The sequence below is a fragment of the Nonomuraea sp. NPDC050536 genome (genome assembly GCF_044457685.1).
GTDB lineage: Bacteria > Actinomycetota > Actinomycetes > Streptosporangiales > Streptosporangiaceae > Nonomuraea.
On the sequence record NZ_JBITHD010000003.1, the window covers coordinates 403,666 to 427,341 of the forward strand.

Annotated in this window: 21 protein-coding genes; 9 read left to right on the forward strand and 12 right to left on the reverse strand. The window is 70.5% G+C overall.

The features are described from left to right. Window positions 1–121: 121 nt before the first annotated feature. Together ACIBHX_RS11885 and ACIBHX_RS11890 are read right to left on the reverse strand one after the other, a co-directional pair. Window positions 122–1,096: an NlpC/P60 family protein gene (locus ACIBHX_RS11885; protein ID WP_397066674.1), complete on the reverse strand. Its 975-nt coding sequence runs from the start codon at window positions 1,094–1,096 to the stop codon at window positions 122–124. A 97-nt stretch (window positions 1,097–1,193) separates the two neighbouring features. Further along, window positions 1,194–2,516 carry an NYN domain-containing protein gene (locus ACIBHX_RS11890; protein ID WP_397066676.1) on the reverse strand — a complete coding sequence of 441 codons (1,323 nt, stop codon included), beginning with the start codon at window positions 2,514–2,516 and terminating at the stop codon, window positions 1,194–1,196. Window positions 2,517–2,647: 131 nt separating this feature from the next. Here ACIBHX_RS11890 and ACIBHX_RS11895 point away from each other — a divergent pair, with 131 nt between their 5' ends. After that, window positions 2,648–3,697: a phosphotransferase family protein gene (locus tag ACIBHX_RS11895; RefSeq protein ID WP_397066678.1), complete on the forward strand. Its 1,050-nt coding sequence runs from the start codon at window positions 2,648–2,650 to the stop codon at window positions 3,695–3,697. Here the strand turns inward: ACIBHX_RS11895 and ACIBHX_RS11900 are convergent. Together ACIBHX_RS11900 and ACIBHX_RS11905 are read right to left on the reverse strand one after the other, a co-directional pair. After that, on the reverse strand, window positions 3,687–4,334 hold the full coding sequence (locus ACIBHX_RS11900; RefSeq protein WP_397066680.1) for a response regulator: 648 nt from the start codon (window positions 4,332–4,334) through the stop codon (window positions 3,687–3,689). The two genes, ACIBHX_RS11895 and ACIBHX_RS11900, sit on opposite strands and share 11 nt — an antisense overlap. Further along, window positions 4,331–5,503, reverse strand: a complete 1,173-nt coding sequence (locus ACIBHX_RS11905) for a sensor histidine kinase (protein WP_397066682.1) — start codon at window positions 5,501–5,503, stop codon at window positions 4,331–4,333. The genes ACIBHX_RS11900 and ACIBHX_RS11905 overlap by 4 nt, the downstream gene beginning before the upstream one ends. A gap of 111 nt (window positions 5,504–5,614) precedes the next feature. Here ACIBHX_RS11905 and ACIBHX_RS11910 point away from each other — a divergent pair, with 111 nt between their 5' ends. Genes ACIBHX_RS11910 through ACIBHX_RS11920 form a run of 3 tightly spaced genes read left to right on the forward strand, consistent with a single transcriptional unit; the run spans window position 5,615 to window position 7,868 of the window. Beyond that, on the forward strand, window positions 5,615–5,842 hold the full coding sequence (locus tag ACIBHX_RS11910) for a hypothetical protein (RefSeq protein ID WP_397066684.1): 228 nt from the start codon (window positions 5,615–5,617) through the stop codon (window positions 5,840–5,842). Then, entirely contained in the window at window positions 5,839–6,330 is a 492-nt protein-coding gene (locus ACIBHX_RS11915) for a PH domain-containing protein (RefSeq protein WP_397066686.1), read from the forward strand. Before ACIBHX_RS11910 ends, ACIBHX_RS11915 begins: the two co-directional genes overlap by 4 nt. Next, a complete protein-coding gene (locus ACIBHX_RS11920; RefSeq protein ID WP_397066688.1) occupies window positions 6,327–7,868 on the forward strand; it encodes a PH domain-containing protein in 1,542 nt (513 codons plus the stop codon). The genes ACIBHX_RS11915 and ACIBHX_RS11920 overlap by 4 nt, the downstream gene beginning before the upstream one ends. A gap of 143 nt (window positions 7,869–8,011) precedes the next feature. Here the strand turns inward: ACIBHX_RS11920 and ACIBHX_RS11925 are convergent, their stop codons facing one another. The 3 genes from ACIBHX_RS11925 to ACIBHX_RS11935 all read right to left on the reverse strand — a co-directional run bounded on the left by ACIBHX_RS11925 (window position 8,012) and on the right by ACIBHX_RS11935 (window position 12,520). Next, entirely contained in the window at window positions 8,012–9,520 is a 1,509-nt protein-coding gene (locus tag ACIBHX_RS11925) for a hypothetical protein (RefSeq protein WP_397066689.1), read from the reverse strand. A gap of 80 nt (window positions 9,521–9,600) precedes the next feature. Continuing rightward, window positions 9,601–11,040: a serine/threonine-protein kinase gene (locus ACIBHX_RS11930; protein ID WP_397066691.1), complete on the reverse strand. Its 1,440-nt coding sequence runs from the start codon at window positions 11,038–11,040 to the stop codon at window positions 9,601–9,603. Then, a complete protein-coding gene (locus ACIBHX_RS11935) occupies window positions 11,030–12,520 on the reverse strand; it encodes a serine/threonine-protein kinase (protein ID WP_397066693.1) in 1,491 nt (496 codons plus the stop codon). The genes ACIBHX_RS11930 and ACIBHX_RS11935 overlap by 11 nt, the downstream gene beginning before the upstream one ends. Window positions 12,521–12,551: 31 nt before the next feature. Here ACIBHX_RS11935 and ACIBHX_RS11940 point away from each other — a divergent pair, with 31 nt between their 5' ends. Both ACIBHX_RS11940 and ACIBHX_RS11945 read left to right on the forward strand, forming a co-directional pair. Further along, entirely contained in the window at window positions 12,552–14,255 is a 1,704-nt protein-coding gene (locus ACIBHX_RS11940) for a DEDD exonuclease domain-containing protein (RefSeq protein WP_397067071.1), read from the forward strand. Window positions 14,256–14,265: 10 nt separating this feature from the next. Beyond that, on the forward strand, window positions 14,266–14,553 hold the full coding sequence (locus ACIBHX_RS11945; RefSeq protein WP_397066695.1) for an Lrp/AsnC family transcriptional regulator: 288 nt from the start codon (window positions 14,266–14,268) through the stop codon (window positions 14,551–14,553). A gap of 716 nt (window positions 14,554–15,269) precedes the next feature. Here the strand turns inward: ACIBHX_RS11945 and ACIBHX_RS11950 are convergent. The 4 genes from ACIBHX_RS11950 to ACIBHX_RS11965 are packed head-to-tail and all read right to left on the reverse strand — an operon-like array spanning window position 15,270 to window position 19,487. After that, window positions 15,270–16,907: a cytochrome bc complex cytochrome b subunit gene (locus ACIBHX_RS11950; protein WP_397066697.1), complete on the reverse strand. Its 1,638-nt coding sequence runs from the start codon at window positions 16,905–16,907 to the stop codon at window positions 15,270–15,272. After that, complete coding sequence (locus ACIBHX_RS11955) at window positions 16,904–18,013, reverse strand: Rieske 2Fe-2S domain-containing protein (protein ID WP_397066698.1); 1,110 nt, start codon at window positions 18,011–18,013, stop codon at window positions 16,904–16,906. Before ACIBHX_RS11955 ends, ACIBHX_RS11950 begins: the two co-directional genes overlap by 4 nt. Continuing rightward, window positions 18,010–18,819, reverse strand: a complete 810-nt coding sequence (locus ACIBHX_RS11960) for a c-type cytochrome (RefSeq protein ID WP_397066700.1) — start codon at window positions 18,817–18,819, stop codon at window positions 18,010–18,012. The genes ACIBHX_RS11955 and ACIBHX_RS11960 overlap by 4 nt, the downstream gene beginning before the upstream one ends. 14 nt (window positions 18,820–18,833) lie before the next feature. After that, the gene (locus ACIBHX_RS11965) at window positions 18,834–19,487 is read right to left on the reverse strand and encodes a heme-copper oxidase subunit III (protein WP_397067073.1); all 654 of its coding nucleotides are present in this window, start codon (window positions 19,485–19,487) and stop codon (window positions 18,834–18,836) included. A gap of 208 nt (window positions 19,488–19,695) precedes the next feature. On the opposite strand from ACIBHX_RS11965, the gene ACIBHX_RS11970 reads away from it, so the two are divergent. The 3 genes from ACIBHX_RS11970 to ACIBHX_RS11980 all read left to right on the forward strand — a co-directional run bounded on the left by ACIBHX_RS11970 (window position 19,696) and on the right by ACIBHX_RS11980 (window position 22,201). After that, window positions 19,696–20,094: a hypothetical protein gene (locus ACIBHX_RS11970; protein ID WP_397067075.1), complete on the forward strand. Its 399-nt coding sequence runs from the start codon at window positions 19,696–19,698 to the stop codon at window positions 20,092–20,094. A gap of 8 nt (window positions 20,095–20,102) precedes the next feature. After that, a complete protein-coding gene (gene trpD / locus ACIBHX_RS11975) occupies window positions 20,103–21,146 on the forward strand; it encodes an anthranilate phosphoribosyltransferase (protein WP_397066702.1) in 1,044 nt (347 codons plus the stop codon). 410 nt (window positions 21,147–21,556) lie between these two features. Beyond that, window positions 21,557–22,201: an SRPBCC family protein gene (locus ACIBHX_RS11980; protein ID WP_397066704.1), complete on the forward strand. Its 645-nt coding sequence runs from the start codon at window positions 21,557–21,559 to the stop codon at window positions 22,199–22,201. A gap of 223 nt (window positions 22,202–22,424) precedes the next feature. On the opposite strand, the gene ACIBHX_RS11985 is transcribed toward ACIBHX_RS11980, so the two are convergent. Then, on the reverse strand, window positions 22,425–23,603 hold the full coding sequence (locus tag ACIBHX_RS11985; RefSeq protein ID WP_397066705.1) for an Ig-like domain-containing protein: 1,179 nt from the start codon (window positions 23,601–23,603) through the stop codon (window positions 22,425–22,427). Window positions 23,604–23,676 lie beyond the last annotated feature (73 nt).

The window sequence follows — 23,676 nt, forward strand, 5'->3', positions numbered from 1 at the left end:
TACCGAAAAGTGACCCTTCTCACATTTGGAGCCCCACCTGCGAGTCAGGTCCCATCTGTCACACAAGTCACACGAATAACAGCAGGCCGCGGCCTGCCGTACGGGTAAGGGGGCTCGAAAGCTAGGGCCGGATCGCGCCGGCGAAGCCGCTGCCGTAGCTGGACAGCTTGACCACCTTGACCACGTCGCCCGTCTGGGGCGCGTGGACGATCTCGCCGTTGCCGGCGTACATGACGACATGGCCGAGGCCGGAGTTGAAGATCAGGTCGCCCGGCTCGAGCGCGTCCATGGAGACCTTGCGGCTCGAGCCCCAGGCCCACTGCTCCCACGTCGTGCGCGGGAGAGACACGCCCGCGGCCCGCCAGGCCGCCTGCATGAGCCCCGAGCAGTCCCAGCCGCCCGGCCCGGTGCCGCCGAAGACGTAGGGCTTGCCGATCTGGGCGTAGGCGAACTTCAGCGCGGCCGCGGCGCTGCCGGAGGCGGGCCCGGTGTACACCTGGCCGTGGCTGTTGGGGTCGCCCGCCTGGTAGGCCCCCAGACGCTTCAGCAGCTTCTTCTGCTGGGCGATGAGCTTGAGGATCTCGCCGCGTTCCTTCTCGACCGCGTCGCGCTGCTGTGTGGCCTGCTGGTAGGCCTGCTGGGCGCCGTCGCGCTCGGTCTTGAGTCCGCGGTTCTGCTCGTCGAAGGCGGCCAGGGTCTCGCCCCGCTCGGCATTCAGCCGGTCGGCCAGCGCGAGCCCGTTGAGCATGCCCGCCGGGTCGCTCTGCTGGACGATGGCGGGCAGCGAGGCCGGATCCATGCCGGAGGTGTAGGCGTTGACGGCGATGGCCACGACCTGATCGCGCAGGCCCGCCACGGTGGCGAGCCTGCTCTTGTAGCGGTCGTTCAGCTTGCCGTAGGCCTGCTTGGCCTTCTTGTACTTCTCGTTGGCGGTGTTGTAGCGGTCGACGACCTTGTCCGCCTGGTCGTTGAGCTTGGCGAGCTTGGCCTTGGCCTGCTTGAGCGTGGGTTTCGGCGCGGCCAGCGCACCTCCGTTCGGCGAGAGCAGCAGCCCGATCGCGAGACCAGCGGCCAGCGGCACCCGAACGAACTTCACAGCAACGCCTCCCAGCGGATCACATCTGGGGCGAAATAGTACAGATGTGGCGGCTGAGCTCGTTAGATATTCCGCCGATTTGTCATCTGGAGGAAATCTAGGCGCGACCGAGCCTGCGCAGCAGCACTCCAGAAGGAACGGGTCTGGCACCCATCCGCCGCACGGATTCGGCGACCTCGCGGTCGGACGACACCACCGCGATGGCCCTGCCTGGCGGCTCCGCCCGCACCAGCTGGCGGATGAGGTCGTCGGCTATCTCCCCCGGCGCGCTGAACAGCACGCGGACCCCGCGCGGCGCCACGACCTGCACGGGGGCGTTGAGCTCCGCGCCGTCGAAGACCACGGTCACCTCGACCCTGGTCTGCGCCACGAGCCCGCCGAGCCCGGTCATCAGCCGGTTGCGCTGGTCGGCCAGCGTGAGCGTGCCGTAGCCGGTCTTGGTCACGTTGTAGCCGTCGATGATCAGGTGCACCTGCGGCAGCGCCAGCAGCTGGTCGAGCAGCTGCGGGTCGTCGTCGGCCAGGGCCCGCGCGGGCACCCCGCGCACCCCCGGCGCTCCCGGGCTGATCGCGGCGACGGAGTCCGCCGGCTTGCTGATCGTGGTCGGCAGCGCCAGCTCCCTGCGCAGCCCCGCGGAGGCGTCCTGCAGCGCGTCCAGCAGGACGCGGATGCGCGCGTCCTCGATGCTGCGGCCCTCGCGGGCGGCCCGGCGGGAGGCCTCCAGCTGCTTCTCCACATCGGCCAGGCGCTCGCGCAGCCGCCGCAGCTCCTGCTCCCCCGCGCTGCCCGCGGCGGTGGCCGCCGACCTGGCCTCCCCGGCCACGTGCTCCATCTCCTCGGCCCGCCGTACCGCGGACTTCGCGCGCTCGCGCGCTTCGTGCAGCTTGCGGCGCAGGTCGGAGTTCTCCGTGCGGGCCAGCTTGAGCTGCTCGCGCAGGCGGTCGGACTCCTCCTTGGCGGCGCTCTTCTGTACGGCGAGCTGCTCGCGCAGCTTGGCGACCGCCTCCTCCTGCGCCGAGCCCTCGGCCGCCACGGCCGACTGCTCCAGGTCGGCCCGCGCGGCCTCGACCATCTCCGCCCAGCCGGGCGGGCGGGTGAGGTAGGCGGCGGCGGCCACGAGCACCGGATCGGCCGCGGGCGGCACGTTGCCCTCGACCAGCGAGGCCACCAGCTCGGGCCAGCCGGCGGTCACCGACTCCGCGATGACCTCGCGGAACTCCTTGTCGTTCTCCAGCTGGGCGGCGATCGGGGCGCTGCCCAGCTTGGCGCGCTTACGCGGGTCGAACTTGGCGATGCCGCGCAGCGGCGGCGGGATGGTGGCAGCGGGCATCGAGCCGAGGACCTGAGCGGCCAGGTCGACGACGTTGAGCCGCACCTGCTCGGGAAGCGGGCGAGACAGGCCTTCACCCGCTGAGCTCATCCCACTGTCCCTTCGTGACGTGCCCTTTCAGACAAGGGTACGGCTGCCGCGTACCTGACCGTAACCGGTCATCCTGTATGGACAAGCGCTTGGTAGGGGTGTACGACTGTCCGGAGACCCGGAGGCGGACCATGACCGACGAGATGCGCACCTCCACACGCGACCTGGGGGAACTACAGGATCGCGTGCGCGCGTGGCTGACGGGCAGGATCGCCGGACCCGTCACCGTTTCGGAACTGTCGCGGCCGTCGGGAAACGGCATGTCGAGCGAGACGCTGTTCTTCACAGCCAACTCTCAGCGTTGCGTGGCCAGGATGGCCCCCGCGGCCGAGGCGGTGCCGGTCTTCCCCGCCTACGACCTGCGGGCCCAGTTCGAGATCATGCGCCTGGCCAGGGATCGGGCGGGCATCCCCGCGCCCAGGGCGCTGTGGTTCGAGCCCGATCCCGGGCCGCTCGGCACGCCGTTCTTCGTGATGGAGCGCGAGGACGGCGAGGTCCCGCCGGACGTCATGCCCTACACGATGGGCGGCTGGCTGGCCGAGGCCGCGCCCGGCGACCGGCGGCGCCTGCAGGAGGCGACCGTGGCGATCGTGGCCGCGCTGCACGACGCGCCTTTCGCCGAGTCCGAACTGGCCGTGCTGGGCGTGCGCGGGCTGCGCGCGCACGTGGACGAGCAGCGCGCCTACTACGCCTGGGCGCACGCGGAGCGGCCGATCCCGCTGCTGGAGCGGGCCTTCGACTGGCTGGAGGCGCACTGGCCGGCAGATCCGGGGCCCGACGTGCTCAGCTGGGGCGACGCCCGGATCGGCAACGTCATGTACCGGGACTTCACGCCGGTGGCGGTGCTCGACTGGGAGATGGCCGCGGCCGGGCCCAGGGAGCTCGACCTGGGCTGGATGATCTTCCTGCACCGGTTCTTCCAGGACATCGCGGTGGTGTTCGAGCTGCCCGGGCTGCCCGACTTCATGCGCCGCGAGGACGTCTGCCGCACCTACCGGGAACTGACCGGCCACGAGCCGCGCGACATGGACTTCTACGAGACCTACGCGGCGCTACGGCACGGGATCATCATGGCCAGGGTATGGCAGCGCCGTATCCACTTCGGCGAGCAGCCCCGGCCGGACGACCCCGACGACCTGGTCATGCACCGCGCCGCCCTGGAGGAGCTGATCACGGGATAGCGTCGTAGACCAGCAACGCGACCTGGACCCGGTTGTTCAACCCGAGCTTGGTCAGCACCCGCGAGACGTGCGCCTTGACCGTGGCCACGCTCATGTACAGCTCCTTGGCGATCTCGGCGTTGGACTTGCCCTGCCCGACGGCCAGCGCCACCTCCCGCTCGCGCTCACTGAGCCGGTCGAGCTGGGCCCGCGCGCCGTCGCGCCGCCCGCCGTTGCCGCCCTCCGACACGTGCGAGATGAGCTGCCTGGTCACCACGGGCGACAGGATCGGCTCGCCCGCGGCCACCTTCCTGATCGACTCCACCAGGTCGCGCGGCGGGATGTCCTTGAGCAGGAACCCGGCCGCTCCGGCGCGCAGCGCCCGCAGCACCTGGGCGTCGGCGTGGAAGGTCGTCAGCACGACCACCTCGGGCGGTGCGGAGGTGGCGCGCAGCCGCTCGGTGGCGGTGAGCCCGTCGACCTCGGGCATCCGGATGTCCATCAGCACCACGTCGGGCTTGTGCTCGGCGACCATCGGCGGCACCTGGGCCCCGTCGCCGGCCTCCCCCACGAGCTCGATGTCGCCCGCGCCGGACAGGATCATCGAGAGCCCGGCGCGCACCAGCGCGTCGTCGTCCACGATCAGCACCCGGATCACGCGACCTCCTTGGCCCGCCACGGCAGCCAGGCACGCACCACGAAGTCGCCACCCGGCGTCGGCCCGTGCTCGAGCCGTCCGCCTGCCAGCTCCGCCCGCTCGGTCAGGCCGATGAGCCCGGCCCCGGCTCCCGGGATGCGATGCCGTACGCCCACAGGATTGCGCACCTCCACGATCAACCTCTCCCCCTGTTTCCCCGACACGGTCACCGTCACCGGCGCGCCTCCCGCGTGCTTGCGGGCGTTGGTGAGCGCCTCCTGCACGATGCGGTAGGCGTTGCGCCCGAGCCCATCGGGGACCGCCGCGGGCAGCTGCGACAGCGTCACCGTCATGCCCGCTCCCCTGCACTCCTCGACCAGCGCGGACACGCCGGCCAGCGTGGGCTGCGGCCGGTCGGGCACCTGCTCGTCGGGCGCGTGGCGCAGCACCCCGATGACCTCGCGCAGGTCCTGCAGCGCCTGGTGCGCGCTCCCCCTGATCGCGCCCGCCGCCCTGGCGATCTCCGCCGCCGGCGCGTCCGGCCTGAACTCCAGCGCGCCTGCGTGCAGGCTCAGCATCGAGATCCGGTGGGCCAGCACGTCGTGCATCTCCCTGGCGATCCGCTCCCGCTCCAGCCGCTTGGCCTCTTCGGCCGCGAGATCCGCCCGCTGGCGCAGCGACCACACCAGCTGCCGCCTGGCCCGCACCACGACTCCCCAGGCGAAGATGGTCAGCACCAGCGCCGCGCTGATCGCGAGCTGGGCCATGGGCGGCAGCGATTCGTCCCGCCCGAGCATGATGTAGGGCACCAGGGTGAGCAGGCTGAGCGCGGCGATCGGCCCGGAGATCTTGAACGGCCGGTGCACCGCCACGGTGAACAGCCCGACCGCGGCCGCGCCGCCCACCAGCGTGAGGACGCTCGACAGCGTGGTCGCCACCAGTGCCAGCATGACCGGCCAGCGGCGCCGCAGCCACACGGCCGCGCACGACAGGGCCCCGATGACCTGCTCGGTCACCACCAGCGGCTGGGGATCCTTGCTGAGCTCGGGAGCCGAGATGTAGGCCACCGCGCAGGCCAGCAGGAACATGACGGTGTCGACGATCCAGTCGCGGGTCGACCGCTTGACCGGCCGCCCCTCGCTGCCGTCGCCCAGCATGACCGAGGGCAGCAACCATCGATACTCCGTCACGTTCTCCGAGGTTAGGGCCTGCGCGGGAGTCGCCGACAGCGACCAAAGTAGATGTCGCGCGCTACCTGTGGCCGAAGCGGGCGCGGGAGGCCCGTCGGCAGGCTGGGGTCCATGAAGGTGATACTCCAGGTCCTCGGCTGGTTGCTCGTGCTTCAGGGCATCGGCGGGGTGATCAACACCCTGTTCGGGTGGTGGCGCTGGTCCCACGAGTTCCTGCTGGTCAACCTGCTGCCGTTCCTGCGCGGCTACGAGGTGTTCGCCGCGATCGTGATCGGGGTGCTCGGCCTGGTGCTGCTGTCGGCCGCCGAGTCGCTGACCAGGAAGGGAAGCCGAGGGTGAGCACGACCACACTGCGCCCGCCGCGCAACCAGGCCGACCCGCGGGCCGTCGCGTGGTGGACCGTCCAGGCGCTGATCCTGGCCGTTCCTGCGGCGGTCGCCGCCGTGGCCTGCTACTGGCTGTTCACCGACCACCGGCTCTGGCTGGGCGTGGCCACGGTCGCCTTCGCCGTCCTGTGCCTGGCGCTGGCGCTGGCGGTGCCGCGCGCCTACTACCGGGTGGAACGCTGGGAGGTGACCGCCGAGGCCGTCTACACGCGCAAGGGCTGGCTCACCCACACCTGGCGCATCGCGCCGATGTCGCGCATCCAGACGGTCGACACCGCGCGGGGGCCGGTGCAGCGGCTGTTCGGGCTGGCCGACGTCACGGTCACCACCGCCTCGGCGGCCGGGGCCATCAAGATCGAGGCGCTCGACCACGAGCAGGCCGCCGAGCTGGCCGAGCGGCTGACCGCGATCACCCAGGCCACCCCCGGAGACGCGACATGACCTGGCGCAAGCTGCCCACCAGGAGCCTGGCCGCCTCGGCGGTGACGTCGCTCGGCCTGGCCGTGCCCGGCGTGACGGTCCTGGTCCGGGTGCTCTACGGGATGGACTGGCGGCTCGGCGCCATGGTCGCGGCGAGCGCCGGGCTCGTGCTGCTGATCGCGGCGGGCGCGCTGGCCTACGACCTGGCCCGGCTGCGCACCACCTCGTGGCGGCTGACCGACGACCGGCTCGAGCTGCGCTCGGGCATCGCCGTCCGCCAGCACCGCTCGATCCCGCTCGACCGCGTGCGCAGCGTCGACGTCAAGGCCGATCCGGTACGGCGGGCCTTCGGCCTGACCGTGGTCAAGGTGGGCACCGGGGAGCACACCGGCGAGCGTACAGAGCTGACCCTGGACCCGCTGACGCGCCAGGAGGCCGAGACGCTGCGCCGTACGCTGTTGCACACGGATGAGGCCGAGCACGAGGACGGGCCGCTGGCCGAGCTGCGCTGGTCGTGGATCAGGTACGCGCCGCTGAGCGTGTGGTCCTTCCTGGGCGGCGCGCTGGTGCTCGGAGCGCTGGCCAAGGTGCTGGACTGGGTCGGGGTCGACCTGTACACCACCGACACGGCCAAGGCCGCCTGGCAGTGGCTCATCGCCCGCCCGTGGGTGACGGTGCCGCTGGTGGTGGCGGCCAACGCGGTGATCGGGACCGTGGGCGCGCTGCTGCTGTACGCCGAGACGTGGGGACGCTACCGGCTGGAACGCGAGCCGGGACGGCTGCGGCTGCGCCGCGGGCTGCTGACCAGCCGGTCGCTGACGCTGGAGGAGCGGCGGCTGCGCGGGGTGGAGCTGTCCGAGCCGCTGCTGCTGCGCCTGGGCGGCGGTGCCAGGGTCAAGGCGGTGGCGACCGGCCTGGCCAAGAAGGAGGAGCACGAGCACGAGGACCTGGCCGCGCTGACCCCGCCCATGCCCAGGGACCTCGCCGAACGCATCGCCACCCGCGTCGCCCGCCTCGCCCCCGAACCCGTCGCTGCCATCGCAGGCGTCTCGACGAGCGGTCCTGGGCGCTCTGGGGCGCATGCCGCGCCAGTGGCGGATCCGGGGTGGATCGGGCGGTTGCCCGGGCATCCGGGGGCCGCGTTGCGGCGCCGGATCGTGCGGGCGCTGGCGGCGGTGGTGCTGCTCGCGGCGGCGGCCGCCGCGGCGCGCGGCTGGGTGGGCGCGTGGGTGTGGGCGGTGCCCGTGGCGGCGCTGCCGGCGCTGCTGTGGGTGGCCTTCGATGCCTACCGGGGACTCGGCCACGCGCTGGGCGACCGGCACCTGGTGATGCGCGCGGGGTCGGCCGGGCGGAGCACGGTGGCGCTCGACCGTGGCGGCATCGTGGGATGGACGATCAAGCAGTCGTTCTTCCAGCGTCGCGCGAACCTGGTGACCGTCTCGGCCACGACGGCGGCAGGCAAGGGTCACTACGACGTGCTGGACGTGGGCCGGGGCGACGGTCTCGACCTGGCGGCGGCAGCCGTACCCGGTCTGCTCGAGGACTTCCTGCGGCGCTGAACGAAAAGAGCCGCGAGATCTGGTGGACTTGCCCAGGCCCCTGTACTGGGCAAGTTCGATCACGCGGCTCAAGGTCTTGTAGAAATCAGCTTATTTACGCCACTTGCAGAGCAGTTGCAGGCTCTTTAACCGTTGAAGCCGGGCTAGCTGCCGACGGGCTTCTTGAGGAGGGCGTCGAGCATGGCCTTGGTCATCGCGAGCGCGCCCGCGTCGGCGTCCTTCTGCGACAGGAGCTGTATCTTGGCCGAGTTCGCCGGCTGGTCCTTGGGTCCTTCCGCGCCCGCGAAGTCCACCTGGATCACGATGGCCGCCTTGCGTACGGTCACCGAGGTGGCCCCGTTGAAGACGTCGCCCTTCCTGTAGGCGATGTACTGCGAGAACGCCTGGTCGCCCAAGTCCTTCAGCGCCACGGTCCTGCCCCAGGTGACCCCGCCGATGGACGAGCCCGCCATGTTGCCCGCGCCGCCCAGCTTCTCGGTGTAGAAGCCCTTGGCCGCGCCCTCGTCGGCGTCGCCCGCCCGGTTGGCGAACTGGTGCACGGTCACCAGCACGCTGCGGATCCGCTTGCGGTCGCCGGAGGAGATGTTCGGGTTGAGCCAGCGGCACTCGATCTGGGTGTCCGCGCCCTCCTCCAGGCCCCGGACGCGGGTCGTCGCGCCCGGCACCAGCCCGTCAACGGTCGAGGCGACCGCCTGGCAGGCGGGCGGGAAGGCGGACAGCGTGGTCGGCGTGGCCTCGGGCGTCGCGGTCGGCGTGCTGGTGCCGGCCTTCTCCGGCTGGGCCAGCGCGTCCGGGTGCGCGGCCTGCCACGCGGCCGCGCCCTTGGCGAAGTAGCCGGCCAGGCCTGTCACCTCGCGGATGGCGTTGGCCTCGCTGATCGACTGGGTGCTCTGGTTGGACAGCAACTGGGCGTCCTTGCGCTGCTGCCCTGCCTGGAACTTGACCTCGATCGTGATGTCGCCCACGCGGGCCTGGGCGGTGCCGAAGGAGTACCACAGCAGCTTGCCTGAGCGCCGCCAGGTGTACTGGGCGAAGGCGCTGTCACCGACGCCGGCGACGTCCTTGACGGGCGAGACGTACTCCCGCTCGCCCTTCTCCGGCTTGGGCTTGGCCGTCTCGACGTACTTGCCCTGGGTGTAGTCGACCTCGTAGGAGTTCTGGGCCATGGCCCGGCCGGTCTTGGCGCCGTCGCCCTTGTGCTGCGCGATCGTGACGTCGATCTCGCGGCTGCGCCAGAACTCGCCGAAGGAGATCCGCTGGTTCTGCCAGTTGCAGTGGAAGTCGATCGTGTACTCGGAGTCGCGCGAGTCCTTGGCCACGGCCGCGCGCGGGACCAGCCGGTCGGCCTCGGCCTGCGGCAGCATCGCGCACACGTCGGGCCCGGGGGCCGACTGCTGGCCTGCCGCCTGCGCGGTGGGCCTGCTCTGGGCCGGCTGCGCCTGCTTGCGGAAGGCGGCCTTGCCGTACAACAGGAAGGCGCCCGCTCCCCCGGCGAGCAGCACCACGACCACGACGGCCACCAGGGGCAGGACCCAGGGGCGGCGCCGCTTCTGCGACCCGGGAGGCGTCGGTGGCATGGTCGGTTGCTCGAACTGCCTGCCAGGCACCCGGTAGGGGTTGGTCGGCGGCTCGATGTCGCTGCCGGGGTTCACTCAGTGACTCCTGGGGGTTTGCCATGACTTGCGGTGAATCATGGTAGTCACGTCACTTGCATAACGCTTACACCCATGCGTCACTTCAGCGCGGCGAACACCAGCCGGGCGGCCCGCACGCTGGTGTCGCGGGAGGCGGCAGCCGCGGGGGGCACGCGCTCGCGGTGGTAGACCACCTCGCCTATCAGGTTGCTCGCGCGCAGCAGCACGATGCTGTCGGAGTCGCCGCTTGAGGTGGAGTCGACGTACAGCTCGTAGGAGTCCTGGACGAACGCCGCGTCCCCGAGGCCGGGCACGTCGATCACCTTGCCGGTGGTCTTGCGGAACGTGGTGCCCTCGCCGGCCGCCCGCGTGTCGCGCTCGCTGGCGAAGCGGACCTGGGCCGCGCCAGGTCCGTCGTGCCCGCCGCTCGGCGGCTCGGTCCTGGTCCTGACCGTCAGCACGCGCGCCACCTCGCTGCCCGCGCGTACCTGCCAGAGGCACTCGCCCTCCCTGGTGGCCGTGCGCTGCGCCTGGCCGCCCAGCAGCCCGGCGGCGTCGGCGTCCGTGAGCAGCGTGCACGGGTCCGGCGCCGCCGCGAACCTGCCGGTCTCCGGCTCGGTCAGTACGGCCACGCCGTACCACCCGCCCGCGCCGAGCAGGACGACCGCGGCCAGCACGAGCGCCACCAGCCGGCCGCGGCGGGGGCGCCGGGCAGGGACGGTGCCGGTGTCGGTCACGTTCATCAGCCGCTCCCGGACCTGCGGCGCCGACGGACGCGCTGCCGGGTCCTTGGCCAGCATGGCCATCAGCAGCCCGCCCAGCTCACGCCCTGCCAGGCGCGGGAACGGCGGATCGTGCAGCAGTACGGCTGCCGCCACGGCGGCGGGCATCGCCCGCTCGAACGGCGGCCGCCCCTCCACGGCGGTGTACAGGCTGGCCGCCAGCGACCACAGGTCCGAGGAAGGGCCGGAGCCGTGCTGGTTGAGCCGTTCGGGCGCCATGTACCCGGGCGAGCCCGCGCTGCCGTACAGCTCGCCCTGGCCGCCCATCGGGGTGGCGATGCCGAAGTCGGCGAGCACGGCCGAGCCGTCCGGCTCGATGAGGATGTTGGCCGGCTTGACGTCCTGGTGCAGGATGCGATGGGCGTGCGCGACCTCCAGCGCCGACAGCACGCGCAGCCCGATGCGGGCCACCTGGCCGGGCGGCAGCGGCCCGTACTCCTTGATCACCTGGTCGAGGGAGCGGCCCGCGGACAGATCCATGATGATCCACGGCTGGTCGCCCTCCAGGACGACGTCGTGGATGAGCACGATGGCCGGGTCGCGCAACCTGCCGGCGGCCCTGGCCTCGTGGATGGCCCGCTCGGCGAACTGGGCGCGCTCGCGCGGGTCGAGGTCGCGCGGCACGCGCACCTGCTTGACCGCCACGTCGCGGTGCAGGGTCTCGTCGACCGCCCGCCACACCGTGCCGGCGCCGCCCTCGCCGAGCCGCTCCATCAGTCGGTAGCGGCCTGCCAGGAGGTACTGCTCAGCCCGCACGGCGAAGGGCCTGCTCGGTCTGCTTGGCGGCCTGGAGCGCCGCCTGGCGCACCTGGTCGTCGGTGGGGCTGGTGGCCAGCGTCGTGTAGTCCACGCTCACCACCAGGTTGGTCAGCCGGTAGAAGACGTAGGCGGTGTGCACCTTGCCCGTCCTGCCGGTGAGCTCGAAGGCGAAGGCCTGCTCGCCCACGCCGCCGATGGTCCTGACCGGGGTGCGCCTGGCCAGCTGCGAGCCCTTGACGCCGATCTCCGGCCAGGTCCAGTCGACCTGGTCGTACTTGGTCCAGTAGCGCTGCTGGTTGGCGAAGAGCGTCTGCGCCGAGCGGGGCGTCATCGACCACGGGTCGGGGGTGTCGGAGTCCTTCTGGATCTGGATGCCGACTCCGGTGCCCGGCAGCTCCCAGCCGCACCTGGGGCCCAGGTCGTCGGAGCCCGGCTTGGGCTTGGGCGGCTGCCCGGTGCGCAGCAGGCCGCCGACGTCCTGGGCGGACAGGAGCGTGCAGACGTTCATCGGCTGGGTGAAGGCCTCGGGGAGGGCGTGCTCGCCGGGCTTCAGCAGGAAGAACGCCGCCGCGGCCGCTGCCAGCACGATCGCCGCGGCGGCCGCGATCCAGATCACCGCCTTGCCCCGACCTTTTCGTGCCGACATTTCCCGATTTATCGGGATAAAGGGGGACTGACCCGTCGCGACCTGGCGAAGAGCGTGGATGGTGGCAGCGGCGCTGGGCCTGGCGGCGGGGACCCGCGCCATCATCGCCTCGAGCACCGGCCCGAGCGGCTCGGGAGCCCGCGGCACCGGCTGGGTGAGGGTGGCCGTGATGCGCTCGGCCGGCGAGCCGTCGAAGGGCGGGTATCCCTGCACGGCCGTGAACAGCGTCGCGCCGAGCGACCACACGTCGCCGGCCGGGCCTCCTGGCTCGCCCTCCAGCCGTTCCGGGGCGATGAACCCGGGCGAGCCGATCATCAGGCCCTGCTCGGTGATCGTGGCCATGCCCTCGTGCCGGGCGATGCCGAAGTCGGTGAGCACGACCCGCCCGGTCTCGGTGAGGTAGACGTTGCCCGGCTTGACGTCGCGGTGCTGCAGGCCGTGCGCGTGCGCGGCCTGCAGCGCCTCCATGACGTCGGCGCCGATCCGGGCGACCTGCTGGGCCGGCATCGGCCCGTACGCCCGCACGGCGTCGGCCAGCGTCTGCCCGCGCAGCAGCTCCATCACCAGCCACGGGCGCTCGTGCTCGACGATGACGTCGTGCAGGGCGACGACGCCCGGGTGGCGCAGCATGGCGGTGGCCCGCGCCTCGCGCACCGCCCGTGTCACCAGGTCGGCGCGCTCCTTGGCCGGGAGGTTTTCCTGCAGGGTCAGCTCCTTGACCGCCACCTCGCGGTCAAGCATCTCGTCCCTGGCCAGCCACACCCTTCCCATGCCGCCGCTGCCCAGCGGCCGCACCAGGGAGTAGCGGTCGGCAAGTCGTCCCCCGGGCATACAGGGAAGGATACTGTCGGTGCCTGCTTCTATGGTCTTGGTCGTGGATGCGGTACAAGGCACTCTCGACGAGCTCGGCACTCCGCTGAGCGAGGTCACCTTCGTCGTCTTCGACCTGGAGACTACCGGTGGCTCCCCGGCCGAAGACTCCATCACCGAGATCGGCGCGGTGAAGGTGCGGGCGGGCGAGATGCTCGGCGAGTTCTCCACGCTGGTGGATCCAGGAGGGCCGATCCCGCCGTTCATCTCCGTGCTGACCGGCATCACCGACGCCATGGTGGTGGCCGCGCCGCGCATCGAGGCGGTGCTGCCCAGCTTTCTTGAGTTCATCACCGGCTCGGTCCTGGTCGCCCACAACGCCGGCTTCGACACCCGGTTCGTCAAGGCCGCCTGCGCCGCCAACGGCTATCCCCCGCCCGCCAACCCGGTCGTCGACACCGTCGATCTGGCCCGCAGGGTGCTGACCCGCGACGAGACGCCCAACCACAAGCTGGCCACGCTCGCCCGCTTCTTCCGCTCCCCCACCGAGCCCTGCCACCGCGCTCTGCAGGACGCCAGGGCCACCGTCGATGTGCTGCACGGGCTGATCGAGCGGGCCGGCTCCTTCCAGGTGCACACGCTGGAGGAGCTCAAGTCGTTCGTCCGCGCGCCCACGCCCGAGCAGCAGCGCAAGCGGCACCTGGCCGACCAGGTGCCGCACGCGCCCGGCGTCTACCTGTTCGAGGACGAGCGCGGCGAGATCCTCTACATCGGCAAGTCCACCAACCTGCGCAACCGCGTCCGCTCCTACTTCACCGCCTCCGAGACCAGGCCGCGCATCCGCGAGATGATCGGCATCGCCGACCACGTCCGCCACATCGTGTGCGCCACGACGTTGGAGGCGGAGGTGCGGGAGCTGCGCCTGATCGGCGGCGCCAAGCCGCGCTACAACCGGCGCTCCCGCTTTCCCGAGAAGATGGTGTGGCTCAAGCTGACCGTCGAGCCGTTCCCGCGCCTGTCGATCGTGCGCGAGGTCAAGGACGACGACGCCGCCTACCTCGGGCCGTTCACCAGCAACCGCTCGGCCGACGATGCCCGCATCGCGCTGCACGAGGCGGTGCCGCTGCGGCAGTGCACCCAGCCGATCACGCCGCGGTCCCGCCGTTCGGCCTGCGTGCTGCACGAGATGGGGCGCTGCGGCGCGCCCTGCGAGGGGCGCGAGAGCATGACCGACTACTCCCTCCACGTCGACAACGCGCGCAAGGCCATGACGCTCGACGCCTCCATGGTCTTCACCGCGGTCCAGGCGCGCATGGAGCGGCTGTCGGTGGAGCAGCGCTACGAGGAGGCCTCGGTCGACCGCGACCGGCTGGCCGCCTTCGTCCGCGCGGCCGCCCGCATGCAGCGCCTTTCTGCCATCACCCGCATCCCGCAACTGGTCGCCGCCGCGCCCGCCTTCGACGGCCGCTGGGAGATCCACGTCGTCCGCTACGGCCGTCTGGCCGCCGCCGGCGTGATGCCGCGCGGAGCCCACCCGGTCCCTTTCGTCGAATCCCTGGTCGCCACGGCCGAGACCGTCATCCCGGGCCCCGGCCCCGTTCACGCGGCCAGTGCCGAGGAGACCGAGTGCATCCTGCGCTGGCTGGAGTCGCCGGGGGTGCGCCTGGTCGAGGTCGACGGCGAGTGGGCGCTGCCCGCCCGGGGCGCCGCCCGCCACAAGGCCCGCATCGACCTGGCCTACAAGCCTCTCCGCTAGAGTTGGGCGCATGGTCACGGCAATCGTTCACATCAACGCCGAGGTGGACCGGATTCCGGAGGTCGCCCAGACGATCGCCGAGATCGACGGGGTCGGCGAGGTCTACTCGATCACGGGCGCATACGACCTGCTGGCGATGGTCCGCGTCGCGGCCTACGAGCAGATCGCCGAGATCGTCCCCGGGCGCATCAACAAGGTCGCCGGGGTCCTGCACACGGAGACCCACATCGCCTTCCGCGCCTACTCCAAGCACGACCTCGACGCCGCCTTCTCCATCGGCCTCAACGAGGCCGACTGACTCTCGGCTTCTGGCGGCCACTTCTCTTCTTGCGGCGGTCCTTCCTGTACGGCATGCCGCCACCACCCGCACTTCGGTCGCCGACCCCCATATTGGGCAGGTCTCCCGCACGGTGGCTTCTCTCGCGCGGCAGCTTCTCTCGTACGGCGGCTTCTCTCGCGCTGCGGCTTCTCTTGTACGGCATGCCGCCGCCACCGGCCGCCCACCGCACTTCGGTTGCCGATCTCAGCCCGGCGCTTCCGGCGAGTCGATGACACTCACCCACCGCCACGGCGCTTCGTAACCCAGGCACCCCGGCCCCACTCCCCCGCCGCCCAAGGCGCCGACCACCACCGCACCCCCTCCCGCCAACCCGGCGCCTAGAAGCACGCCCGTAGCGCCCCCGCGTTCCACACCACCTCGCCGTGCATCCTCTCGCTGGCCCGGCGCCTGGGAGGGCTTGTAGTGGCCCGACGACCTCGTTGGCTTCGCGCTGCGACGTACTTGGGTGGTGGGGGGTGTGGCTTTGTGTGCGGGTTCTGGGGGCGTGGCGGCGGGGAAGGGGCGCCGACTCGCCAGAAGCGCCGGGCACGGGCCCTCAGCCGGAGTGCGGTGGGCGGCCGGTGGGGCGGCTTGCCGTACGAGAGCTTTCGGACGTTGCCGTACGAGAGCAAGGCATGCCGGAAGAAAGCGAAAGGCCCGGACGCACGCGGCGTCCGGGCCTTTCGTGTCAGCGACTAGTGGTGCTCGTCGCCGCCGGTGAGGGCGGGGTGCTCCTCCTCGTGAGGGTGACCCTCGTCGATCGGGATCTTCTCGCCGCCGTAGGCCTTGGACATGCGGCCGCGCAGCTTGCCGAGCGGTCCGCGCATGCCCTTGGGCGGGATGCCCGCGGAGTCCTCGTCCACGGCGATGGCCGGCACCGGCGCCTTGCTCCGCAGCACCGCCTCGCTGTTGTCGTCCGCCGGCGTGTGGATCTCGATGTACTCGCCGTGCGGCAGGCGCTTGATGACACCCGACTCCACGCCGTGCCCGACGACCGCCGCGTCGGAACGCTGCAGGCCGAGGCAGATGCGGTAGGTGACGATGTACGCCAGCGCCGGCACCACGAAGATCGCCACGCGGCCTATGTAGGTGGTCGCGTTCAGGCTGATGTGGAAGTTCGCCGAGAACTCGTCGTTGGCGCCCATGATCCACAGCACGCCGTAGAACGCGCTCACGGAGACGCCGATCGAGGTGCGGTGCGGGTTGTTGCGCGGGCGGTCCACGATGTGGTGCTCGCCCTTGTCACCCGTGACCCAGCGTTCCAGGAACGGATAGAGCGCCAAGCCCGTCATGACGATGCCCATCGGTACCAGCGCTGGGATGATCACGTTCAGCGGCAGCGTGCCCGCATGGGCCGTGCCGAAGAGGTTGATCTCCCACGACGGCATGATGCGCAGCGCGCCCTCGAGGAAGCCCATGTAGAAGTCGGGCTGCGAACCCGCCGAGACGTCCGCCGGGGTGTAGGGACCGAACAGCCAGATCGGGTTGATCTGGGTGAAGGTCGCCAGGCCCGCGATCACCGCGAACGTGAACAGCGTGAGCGCTCCGGCCTTGGCCATGAAGGCCGGGTAGAACGGCGCGCCGACCACGTTGTGGTTGTTGGCGTCCTTGCCGGGCATCTGCGTGTGCTTCTGCACCCAGGTGAGGGTCACGTGGGCGCCGATAAGCGCCAGCAGGATGCCGGGGATGAGCAGGATGTGCAGCGAATAGAACCGGGCGATGACATCCTCACCCGGATACTCGCCGCCGAACAGGAAGAACGTGATGTACGTGCCGACCAGCGGCAGCGAGATCGCGACGCCCTCGGTGATGCGCAGACCGGCGCCGGACAGCAGGTCGTCGGGCAGCGAGTATCCCGTCAGACCCTCGGCAAGCGCCAGCGTCAGCAGGATGACGCCGATGAGCCAGGTGATCTCGCGGGGCTTGCGGTAAGCGCCCATGAAGAACACCCGGAGCATGTGGATCATCATGCTGGCCGTGAACATCAGGGCCGCCCAGTGGTGCATCTGCCGCACGAGCAGACCACCCCGGACCTCGAAGCTGATATCCAGCGACGAGGCGTAGGCCTCCGACATCGCCACGCCCTTGAGCGGGGCGTACACGCCGTTGTAGACGACCTCGTTCATGCTGGGCTTGAACCAGAACGTCAGGAACGTACCGGTCAGCAGCAGCAGGATGAACGAGTACAGCGCGATCTCGCCCAGCAGGAACGTCCAGTGGTCGGGGAAGACCTTGCGCAGGTTGCGCTTGAGGAAGTTACCCGCGCCGAGCCGGTCGTCGAGGAACGTCGACGGGCCTGTGATCGCCTTGGGGACCGATGTCATCTCGCTCATGCCTTGCCTCCCTCACGGGCCGCGGCCTCGGCGTCGCCGCGCTCCCAGTAACTGGGACCGACGGGGACGGCGAAGTCGCCCTTGGCCACCAGGAAGCCCTCACTGTCGGCGGTGATCGGCAGCTGCGGCAGCGGCCTGGCGGCCGGGCCGAAGATGACCTTGGCGCCGTCAGCGGCGTCGAACGTCGACTGGTGGCAGGGGCACAGGATGTGGTGGGTGGTCTGCTCGTACAGGGCCGCGGGGCAGCCCACGTGCGTGCAGATCTTGGAGTAGGCCACGATGCCGTCGTGGATCCAGTTCTGGTTCACGCCGGACTTGATCTCCTCCGGGCGGAACTTGATCAGGATGAGCGTGGCCTTGGCGAGGGCGTTCATGTCGGTCTCGAAGCCCTCGGGGATCACCGACAGGATGCCGCCCGGCGAGTTGAAGTCCGCCGCGCGGATCGGCTGGCCGGTGCCCTCGACGACGAGCCTGCGGGGCTTGCCGTCCTTGGTCGGCAGCCCCCAGACGGTGTGACGCAGCATCTTGTTGAAGTCCGCCGCCGGCATCTTGCTGTTGTCCAGGTCGCGCAGCAACACCAGCGGGATGAGGCCGAGCGGGGCCGCGGCCAGCAGCAGGGTACGGCGCAGCATCTTGCGCTTGACGAAGCCGCTCTCGTTGGCGCCCTGCAGGAACGTCTCGGCGACGACTTCCTTGGTGGCGTCGTCGGAGCCCATCGCGTGACGTTCCTGGATGAGCTTGTACTTCGGCATGATCTGGCGGACCCAGATCACCACGCCGACGGCCAGCCCCATCAGGGCCAGCGTCAGCGTGCCGCCGAGCGCCAGCGTGGAAAGTTGGGTCGCCTCGGGCGAGCCCACCTGGAGCTGGACGTACAGGATGATGAAGGCGATACCCGCGAGGAAGGTGATCGTGAAGCAGAGCGCCGCGATCCTCTCTGCCTTGCGGACCTTCTTCTCATCCTGGATGAGGACCCCGGGCACGTTCGGGTCCGCTTCCACCGGCTTGGACGTGCCGAGCATCGAGGTGCCCGGCGCGGGGGTGCCGATCACGCGCTTGGGCACGCGCTCGTCCGGCTGCTCGATCTCGTGCTCGTTGTCAGTCATGACTTCTGTCGCTTCTTCGCGGTGATCCAGATAGTGGCGAGGACAAGGGCGCTGAGGCCTACCACCCACGCTACGAGACCTTCGGTCACAGGGCCAATCCGGCCGAGCCCGAAGCCTCCCGGGTCCTTCTGCTCACGGACCTGCGTGATGTAGGCGATCATGCTGCGCTTCTCTTCCGGCGTGATCGTCGTGTCGTTGAAGACCGGCATCGCCTGTGGGCCGGTGATCATCGCCTCGTAGATCTGCTGGGGAGAGGCCTCGTTGAGATTGGGCGCGTACTTGCCCTTGGTCAGCGCTCCGCCCGCACCGACCCAGTTGTGGCACTGGATGCAGTTGGCGCGGAACAGCTCGCCGCCCTTGCCCGCGTCGCCGAGCGCCGGGTCGACCTGTTCCTTGCCCGGCACCTGAGGACCGCCGCCCAGCGACTGCACGTAGGCGCCCAGCTGGCGGATGGCCTCGGGGGTCGCCCAGTGGGCGACGGGCTTGCGCGGTGCCTGGGAGCCGGGGTCGGCGGCCGGCATGCGCCCGGTGCTCACCTGGAAGTCGACGGCCGCGGCGCCCACGCCGACGAGCGTCGGACCATTGACGGTGCCCTCCGCGTTCAGCCCGTGGCAGCTGGAGCAGTGTGCCTGGAACAGGCTCTTGCCCTCTGCGACGTCGTCCAGCTTGCCGGCCGCGAGTGCCGCGTCCGCGGGCCTGCTCGCCTGCCCGAAGGCGGTGTAGGCCAGGCCGGCCAGCGCCAACGCGAAGAGCAGGACGGCGTATCTCGCGAGGGGATGCCGCCGCCAAGCGGTGATCCTAATCACAGAGATCCCGTTCCTTAACGAATGATGTAGATGGTCGCGAATAGGCCGATCCAGACCACGTCCACGAAGTGCCAGTAGTAGGACACGACGATCGCGCTGGTGGCCTGCTCATGCGTGAAGCGCTTCGCGGCGTACGTGCGTCCCAGCATGAACAGGAACGCGATCAGGCCACCGGTCACGTGCAGGCCGTGGAAGCCCGTCGTGAGATAGAACACCGAGGTGTAGGCGTTCGCGGAAAGGTTCGCGCCTTCCTTGGCGAGCTCGCCGTACTCGTACAGCTGGCCGGACACGAAGATCGCGCCCATGATGAAGCTGACGAGGTACCAGAAGCGGAGCTTGCCGACCTGCCCCTTTTCCGCCGCCCACACGCCCATCTGGCACGTCACACTCGACAGCACCAGGATGATCGTGTTGGCCGTCGCGAACGGGATGTTCAGGTGAGCGCCCTCCTCGGCGTGCGCGCCGAGGGGAAGCAGGGCCGGACCCCACTCGAGGCCCTTCCCTTCGCTCACTGACCGGATGGTGAAGTACATCGCGAACAGCGCCGCGAAGAACATGAGCTCGGAGGACAGCCACACGATCGTGCCAACGCTGACCAGGTTGGGTCTGCGGGACGATGGTGGTGTCGTCGTCGAAGTTATTGCGGATGCTGTCGCCACGGCCCACATTATTGCGGCTCCCGTGGTCGGTCCGGCGCACGACCCCCCGTTAGCAGGAAGAAACACCCAACCAACCTGGGATAATTGGCGTAAAACACCCACCAGGGACGGCGGCCTGGGATTGCGCGCCGGGGCACCGGTACGATCCAGGGTGACCATACCGCTACGACCGATAGTGAGTGCGACCGTGAGCACGACTGGCAGCTCCGAGAACACGATGAAGGTGCTCGTCTACAGCGACGACGCCGCCACCCGCGACAAGGTCAGGCAGGCGCTGGGCCGCAGGCCGGCCGCGGACGTCCCGTTCGTGGAGATCGTCGAGTGCGCCACCGAGCCCAAGGTCCACCAGTGGCTCGGCTCCGGCGACATCGACGTGGCGGTGCTCGACGGCGAGACCCAGCCCGCGGGCGGTATGGGCGTGTGCCGCCAGGCCAAGGACGAGGTCTACAACTGCCCGCCCGTCGCCCTGATCATCGCCAGGCGCGACGACCGGTGGCTGGCCGACTGGTCCAGGGCCGACGCCGTGATCCCGCAGCCGCTCGAGCCGATGACGGTCGCCGACACGGTCGCCGAGCTGATGCGCCGCCGTTCTTCGACCCGCCTCAACGCGAAGTAGGTACCGCGATGGACTCCCGGACGACCTGGCCTGCCCTGTTGTCGGCGCTCCTCGCGGGCGAGCATCTGACCGCCGACGAGACGGCCTGGGCGATGCGGGAGATCATGTCGGGGTCGGCGACCCCTGCCCAGATCGCGGGCTTCGCGATCGCGCTGCGCGCCAAGGGTGAGACCGTGGCCGAGGTCGTCGGCCTGGCCCGCACGATGCTCGAACTGGCCACCCCGCTCACGGTCGAGGGCCCCGTGGTCGACATCGTGGGCACCGGTGGCGACCGCGCCCACACCGTGAACGTCTCGACCATGGCCGCCATCGTGGCCGCGGGCGCGGGCGCACGCGTGGTCAAGCACGGCAACAGGGCCGCTTCGTCCTCCTGCGGCGCCGCCGACGTGCTCGAACACCTGGGGATCCTGCTCGACCTGACGCCCGAGCAGACGGCCCAGGTGGCGCGCGAGGCGGGCATCGCCTTCTGCTTCGCGCCCGTCTACCACCCGGCGCTGCGCTTCGCCGGCCCGCCCCGCAAGGAGCTGGGCGTGCCGACGGTCTTCAACTTCCTCGGCCCGCTCACCAACCCGGCCCGCCCCGCGGCCCAGGCCATCGGCGTCTTCGACGCCACCATGCTGCCGGTGCTGGCGGGCGTGTTCGCCGAGCGCGGCGTCTCGGCGCTGGTCTTCCGCGGCGACGACGGGCTCGACGAGCTCACCATCGCCACCACCTCGACCGTGTGGGTGGTCAAGGACGGCCAGGCCACCCGGACCGTCTTCGACCCGGCCGTGCTCGGCATCCCGCGCGCCGACGCGGGCGCGCTGCGCGGCGGTGACGTCGAGTTCAACGCCCAGGCGGTGCACGACCTGCTCCGCGGCAAGATGGGGCCGGTCCGCGACGCCGTACTGCTCAACGCGGCGGCCGCGCTGGTCGCCCTCGACGGGCCCGGCGACGACCTCGACTCCGCCATGATCGACGGCTACGCGCGAGCGGTCCAGGCGGTCGACTCCGGCCGCGCGGCCGCAACCCTCGACCGCTGGATCGAGATCAGCCGATCCCTCCGCCGATAGTTATCTGACTGTTGTACGGCGGGCCGCCGAATCCGGCCGCCCGCCGCTCTCCGGCTGAGGACCCGCGACCGGCGCTGCCGGCGAGTCGGGGACTCTTGCTCGCCGCCACGACGCTTCGACAGGCGGGCACCGCGGCCTCTCCTGGCCCGCCGTACAGGGCGCCGAATTCCGCCGTCCACCTTCTCGCCGCCCCGCCGCCCCGCCGCCCCGCCGCCCCGAGGCCCCGAGGCCCCGAGGCCACCCTTACCCGCCGTCCTGCTGCCGCGTTCCCTCGTGGCTCGCCGTACAGGGCGTTGGCTTTCGCCGTCTATTTTCTCGTCGCCCCCGAGGACACCCATCCTCGCTGGCTCGTTGGCGCGTTCTTATATAGGCGTGGACTTAAATAAGGCTTGGGTGATACGTTGAGGCGCATGTTCGACATGCTTCAGCAGCTCAATGCTGTGCGCCGGGCGGTCGGTGCGAAAACCGTCGAAGCCGGCGAGGTCAGGACCGTCACCGTCAGCCAGACCTACAACGCGGAGGTGGAGGAGGTCTGGGATGCCTGCACGAACGTGGATCGCATACCCAGATGGTTCCTGCCCATCAAGGGCGAGCTGCGCCTCGGTGGGCACTACCAGCTCGAGGGCAACGCCGGCGGCACCATCGAGCAGTGCGACCCGCCCAGGACCTTCTCCGCCACCTGGGAGTTCGCCGGGGGCATCAGCTGGATCGAGGTACGCCTGACGCCCGAGGGCGACGGCAGGACCCGGTTCGAGCTTGAGCACCTGGCTCCGAAGATGGAGGACGCCCGGTGGCTGGAGTACGGGCCGGGGGCCGTGGGCATCGGGTGGGACATGGCGATCATGGGGCTGGCCATCCACCTATCCGGGGCGGCGCCGCTCGATCCGCAGGAGGCCATGGCCATGATGATGTCCGAGGAGGGCAGGCAGTTCACGGTCCGGAGCAGCGAGCTGTGGGCCGAGGCGAACATCGCCTTCGGAACCCCCGAGGCGGACGCCCGCGCCGCCGCTGAGCGCTGTGTGGCCTTCTACACGGCCCCTCCAGCGCAGCCGTAGTCCCCGGGGTGCGGCGCTCCTCCGGGGGCGCCGTGTCCGCTCTTGTTCAGAAGGGCGATCCAGCGGGTGTGCCCGCGACTTCGGTTACCGTGCGCCGTTGCGGCGGGTGACGGTCACCGACTCGCCGGGAGCGCCGGTCGCGGGCCCTCAGCCGAAGTGCGGCGGGCGGCCGGTGGGGCGGCTCGCCGTACCAAAAGACTCAGAAGCGCGCCGCACCGGAGGCTCAGAAAGTCATGGTGGGGCCGTCCTTGAGGGAGCTCCACTTGAGCCAGTCCTTCCAGCTCTCCTGCCAGTGACCCCAGCCGTTGGTCGGCTCGAGCGGGCGCGGGGTGCCGGTGATGATGATCGGGTCGCCGATCAGCGTGTTGTGGATGAACCAGAGGGCGTTCTCCGGGCTGATGTTGACGCAGCCGTGGCTGACGTTCGAGTTGCCCTGGGAGCCGACCGACCACGGGGCGCTGTGGACGTACTCGCCGGAGTTGGAGATGCGGACCGTGTTGTAGACGGTCTTCTCGTAGTAGCCGGCCTGGCCGGGGCCGATGCCGGGCGAGGTCATGACCGTGACCGGCTCGCGCGACATCGCCAGGTGGATGCCGGAGGTCGTGTAGTACTTCCAGTCGCCGCCCTGGCCGGCGCTCATCGGGATCACGCGGATCCTCTTCCCGTCGCGCCTGACGGTCAGGTAGTGCGTGTTCGTGCTGCCCTTGGTGATCTGCTCGCGGCCGATGCGGAAGTCGAGCACGTGGTCGCGCTTGCCGTACACGCCCTCTCCCCCGCGCACGCCCGCCAGGCGCGCCTGCATGCGGACCTTGGTGTGGGCGGGCCAGTACTTCTCCGGGCGGAAGTCGACGTGCCGGTCGTCGAACCAGTGCCAGGCGCCCTCGACCGGCTTTGAGCTGGTCACCGACAGGTTCCGCTCGATCGAGACGCGGTCGGTCACCGGCTTGTCGAACGTGATCATGATGGGCATGCCGACGCCGACGGTCAGGCCGGTGTCGACCTTGTTCGGGGTGATCGCCTCGATGTCGAACGTGCTGGTGGCGCGGACCGTGGAGAAGGTGGTGGTCGTCTCCTTCTGCTTGCCCTGGGCGTTGGCGGCCACGGCCGTGACGGAGTAGCTGGTGCTGGGGCGGGCGTTCTGGGTGCTGCGCCAGCGCGTGCCGTCGGCGCTGAGCTTGCCGGGCAGCTCGCCGGTCTTGCTGCGCACGTGTACGTCCTTCAGCGTGCCCACGTCGGCGGCGACCACCACCGCCTCGTCAGTCGGAACGTTGCCCGCCTTGTCGGCCGGCACCACGGTGACCGTGGCCTCTCCCCCGGGTGCGTCGGCCGCACTGCTCGCCGAGCACGCCGTCAGCAGTGCCAGGGCAAGCAGGCCGGCCGAACCAAACGCTACGCGCTCCACGAGTACTCCCCCGCCCGAGATAGATCCGTTCACGTCCGTTTATTACCCTGCGTGATTGAATCGCCACATCCGG

Excerpts from the sequence above, each read along its gene's own strand:
- ACIBHX_RS11890 (WP_397066676.1), bottom strand. The coding sequence starts at position 2,516 with ATGAGCTCAGCGGGTGAAGGCCTGTCTCGCCCGCTTCCCGAGCAGGTG.
- ACIBHX_RS11935 (WP_397066693.1), bottom strand. The coding sequence starts at position 12,520 with ATGCCCGGGGGACGACTTGCCGACCGCTACTCCCTGGTGCGGCCGCTG.
- ACIBHX_RS11965 (WP_397067073.1), bottom strand. The coding sequence starts at position 19,487 with ATGTGGGCCGTGGCGACAGCATCCGCAATAACTTCGACGACGACACCA.
- ACIBHX_RS11895 (WP_397066678.1), top strand. The coding sequence starts at position 2,648 with ATGACCGACGAGATGCGCACCTCCACACGCGACCTGGGGGAACTACAG.
- ACIBHX_RS11955 (WP_397066698.1), bottom strand. The coding sequence starts at position 18,013 with ATGACTGACAACGAGCACGAGATCGAGCAGCCGGACGAGCGCGTGCCC.
- ACIBHX_RS11950 (WP_397066697.1), bottom strand. The coding sequence starts at position 16,907 with ATGAGCGAGATGACATCGGTCCCCAAGGCGATCACAGGCCCGTCGACG.
- ACIBHX_RS11940 (WP_397067071.1), top strand. The coding sequence starts at position 12,552 with ATGGTCTTGGTCGTGGATGCGGTACAAGGCACTCTCGACGAGCTCGGC.
- trpD (WP_397066702.1), top strand. The coding sequence starts at position 20,103 with ATGGACTCCCGGACGACCTGGCCTGCCCTGTTGTCGGCGCTCCTCGCG.
- ACIBHX_RS11945 (WP_397066695.1), top strand. The coding sequence starts at position 14,266 with ATGGTCACGGCAATCGTTCACATCAACGCCGAGGTGGACCGGATTCCG.
- ACIBHX_RS11920 (WP_397066688.1), top strand. The coding sequence starts at position 6,327 with ATGACCTGGCGCAAGCTGCCCACCAGGAGCCTGGCCGCCTCGGCGGTG.
- ACIBHX_RS11910 (WP_397066684.1), top strand. The coding sequence starts at position 5,615 with ATGAAGGTGATACTCCAGGTCCTCGGCTGGTTGCTCGTGCTTCAGGGC.
- ACIBHX_RS11980 (WP_397066704.1), top strand. The coding sequence starts at position 21,557 with ATGTTCGACATGCTTCAGCAGCTCAATGCTGTGCGCCGGGCGGTCGGT.
- ACIBHX_RS11970 (WP_397067075.1), top strand. The coding sequence starts at position 19,696 with ATGAAGGTGCTCGTCTACAGCGACGACGCCGCCACCCGCGACAAGGTC.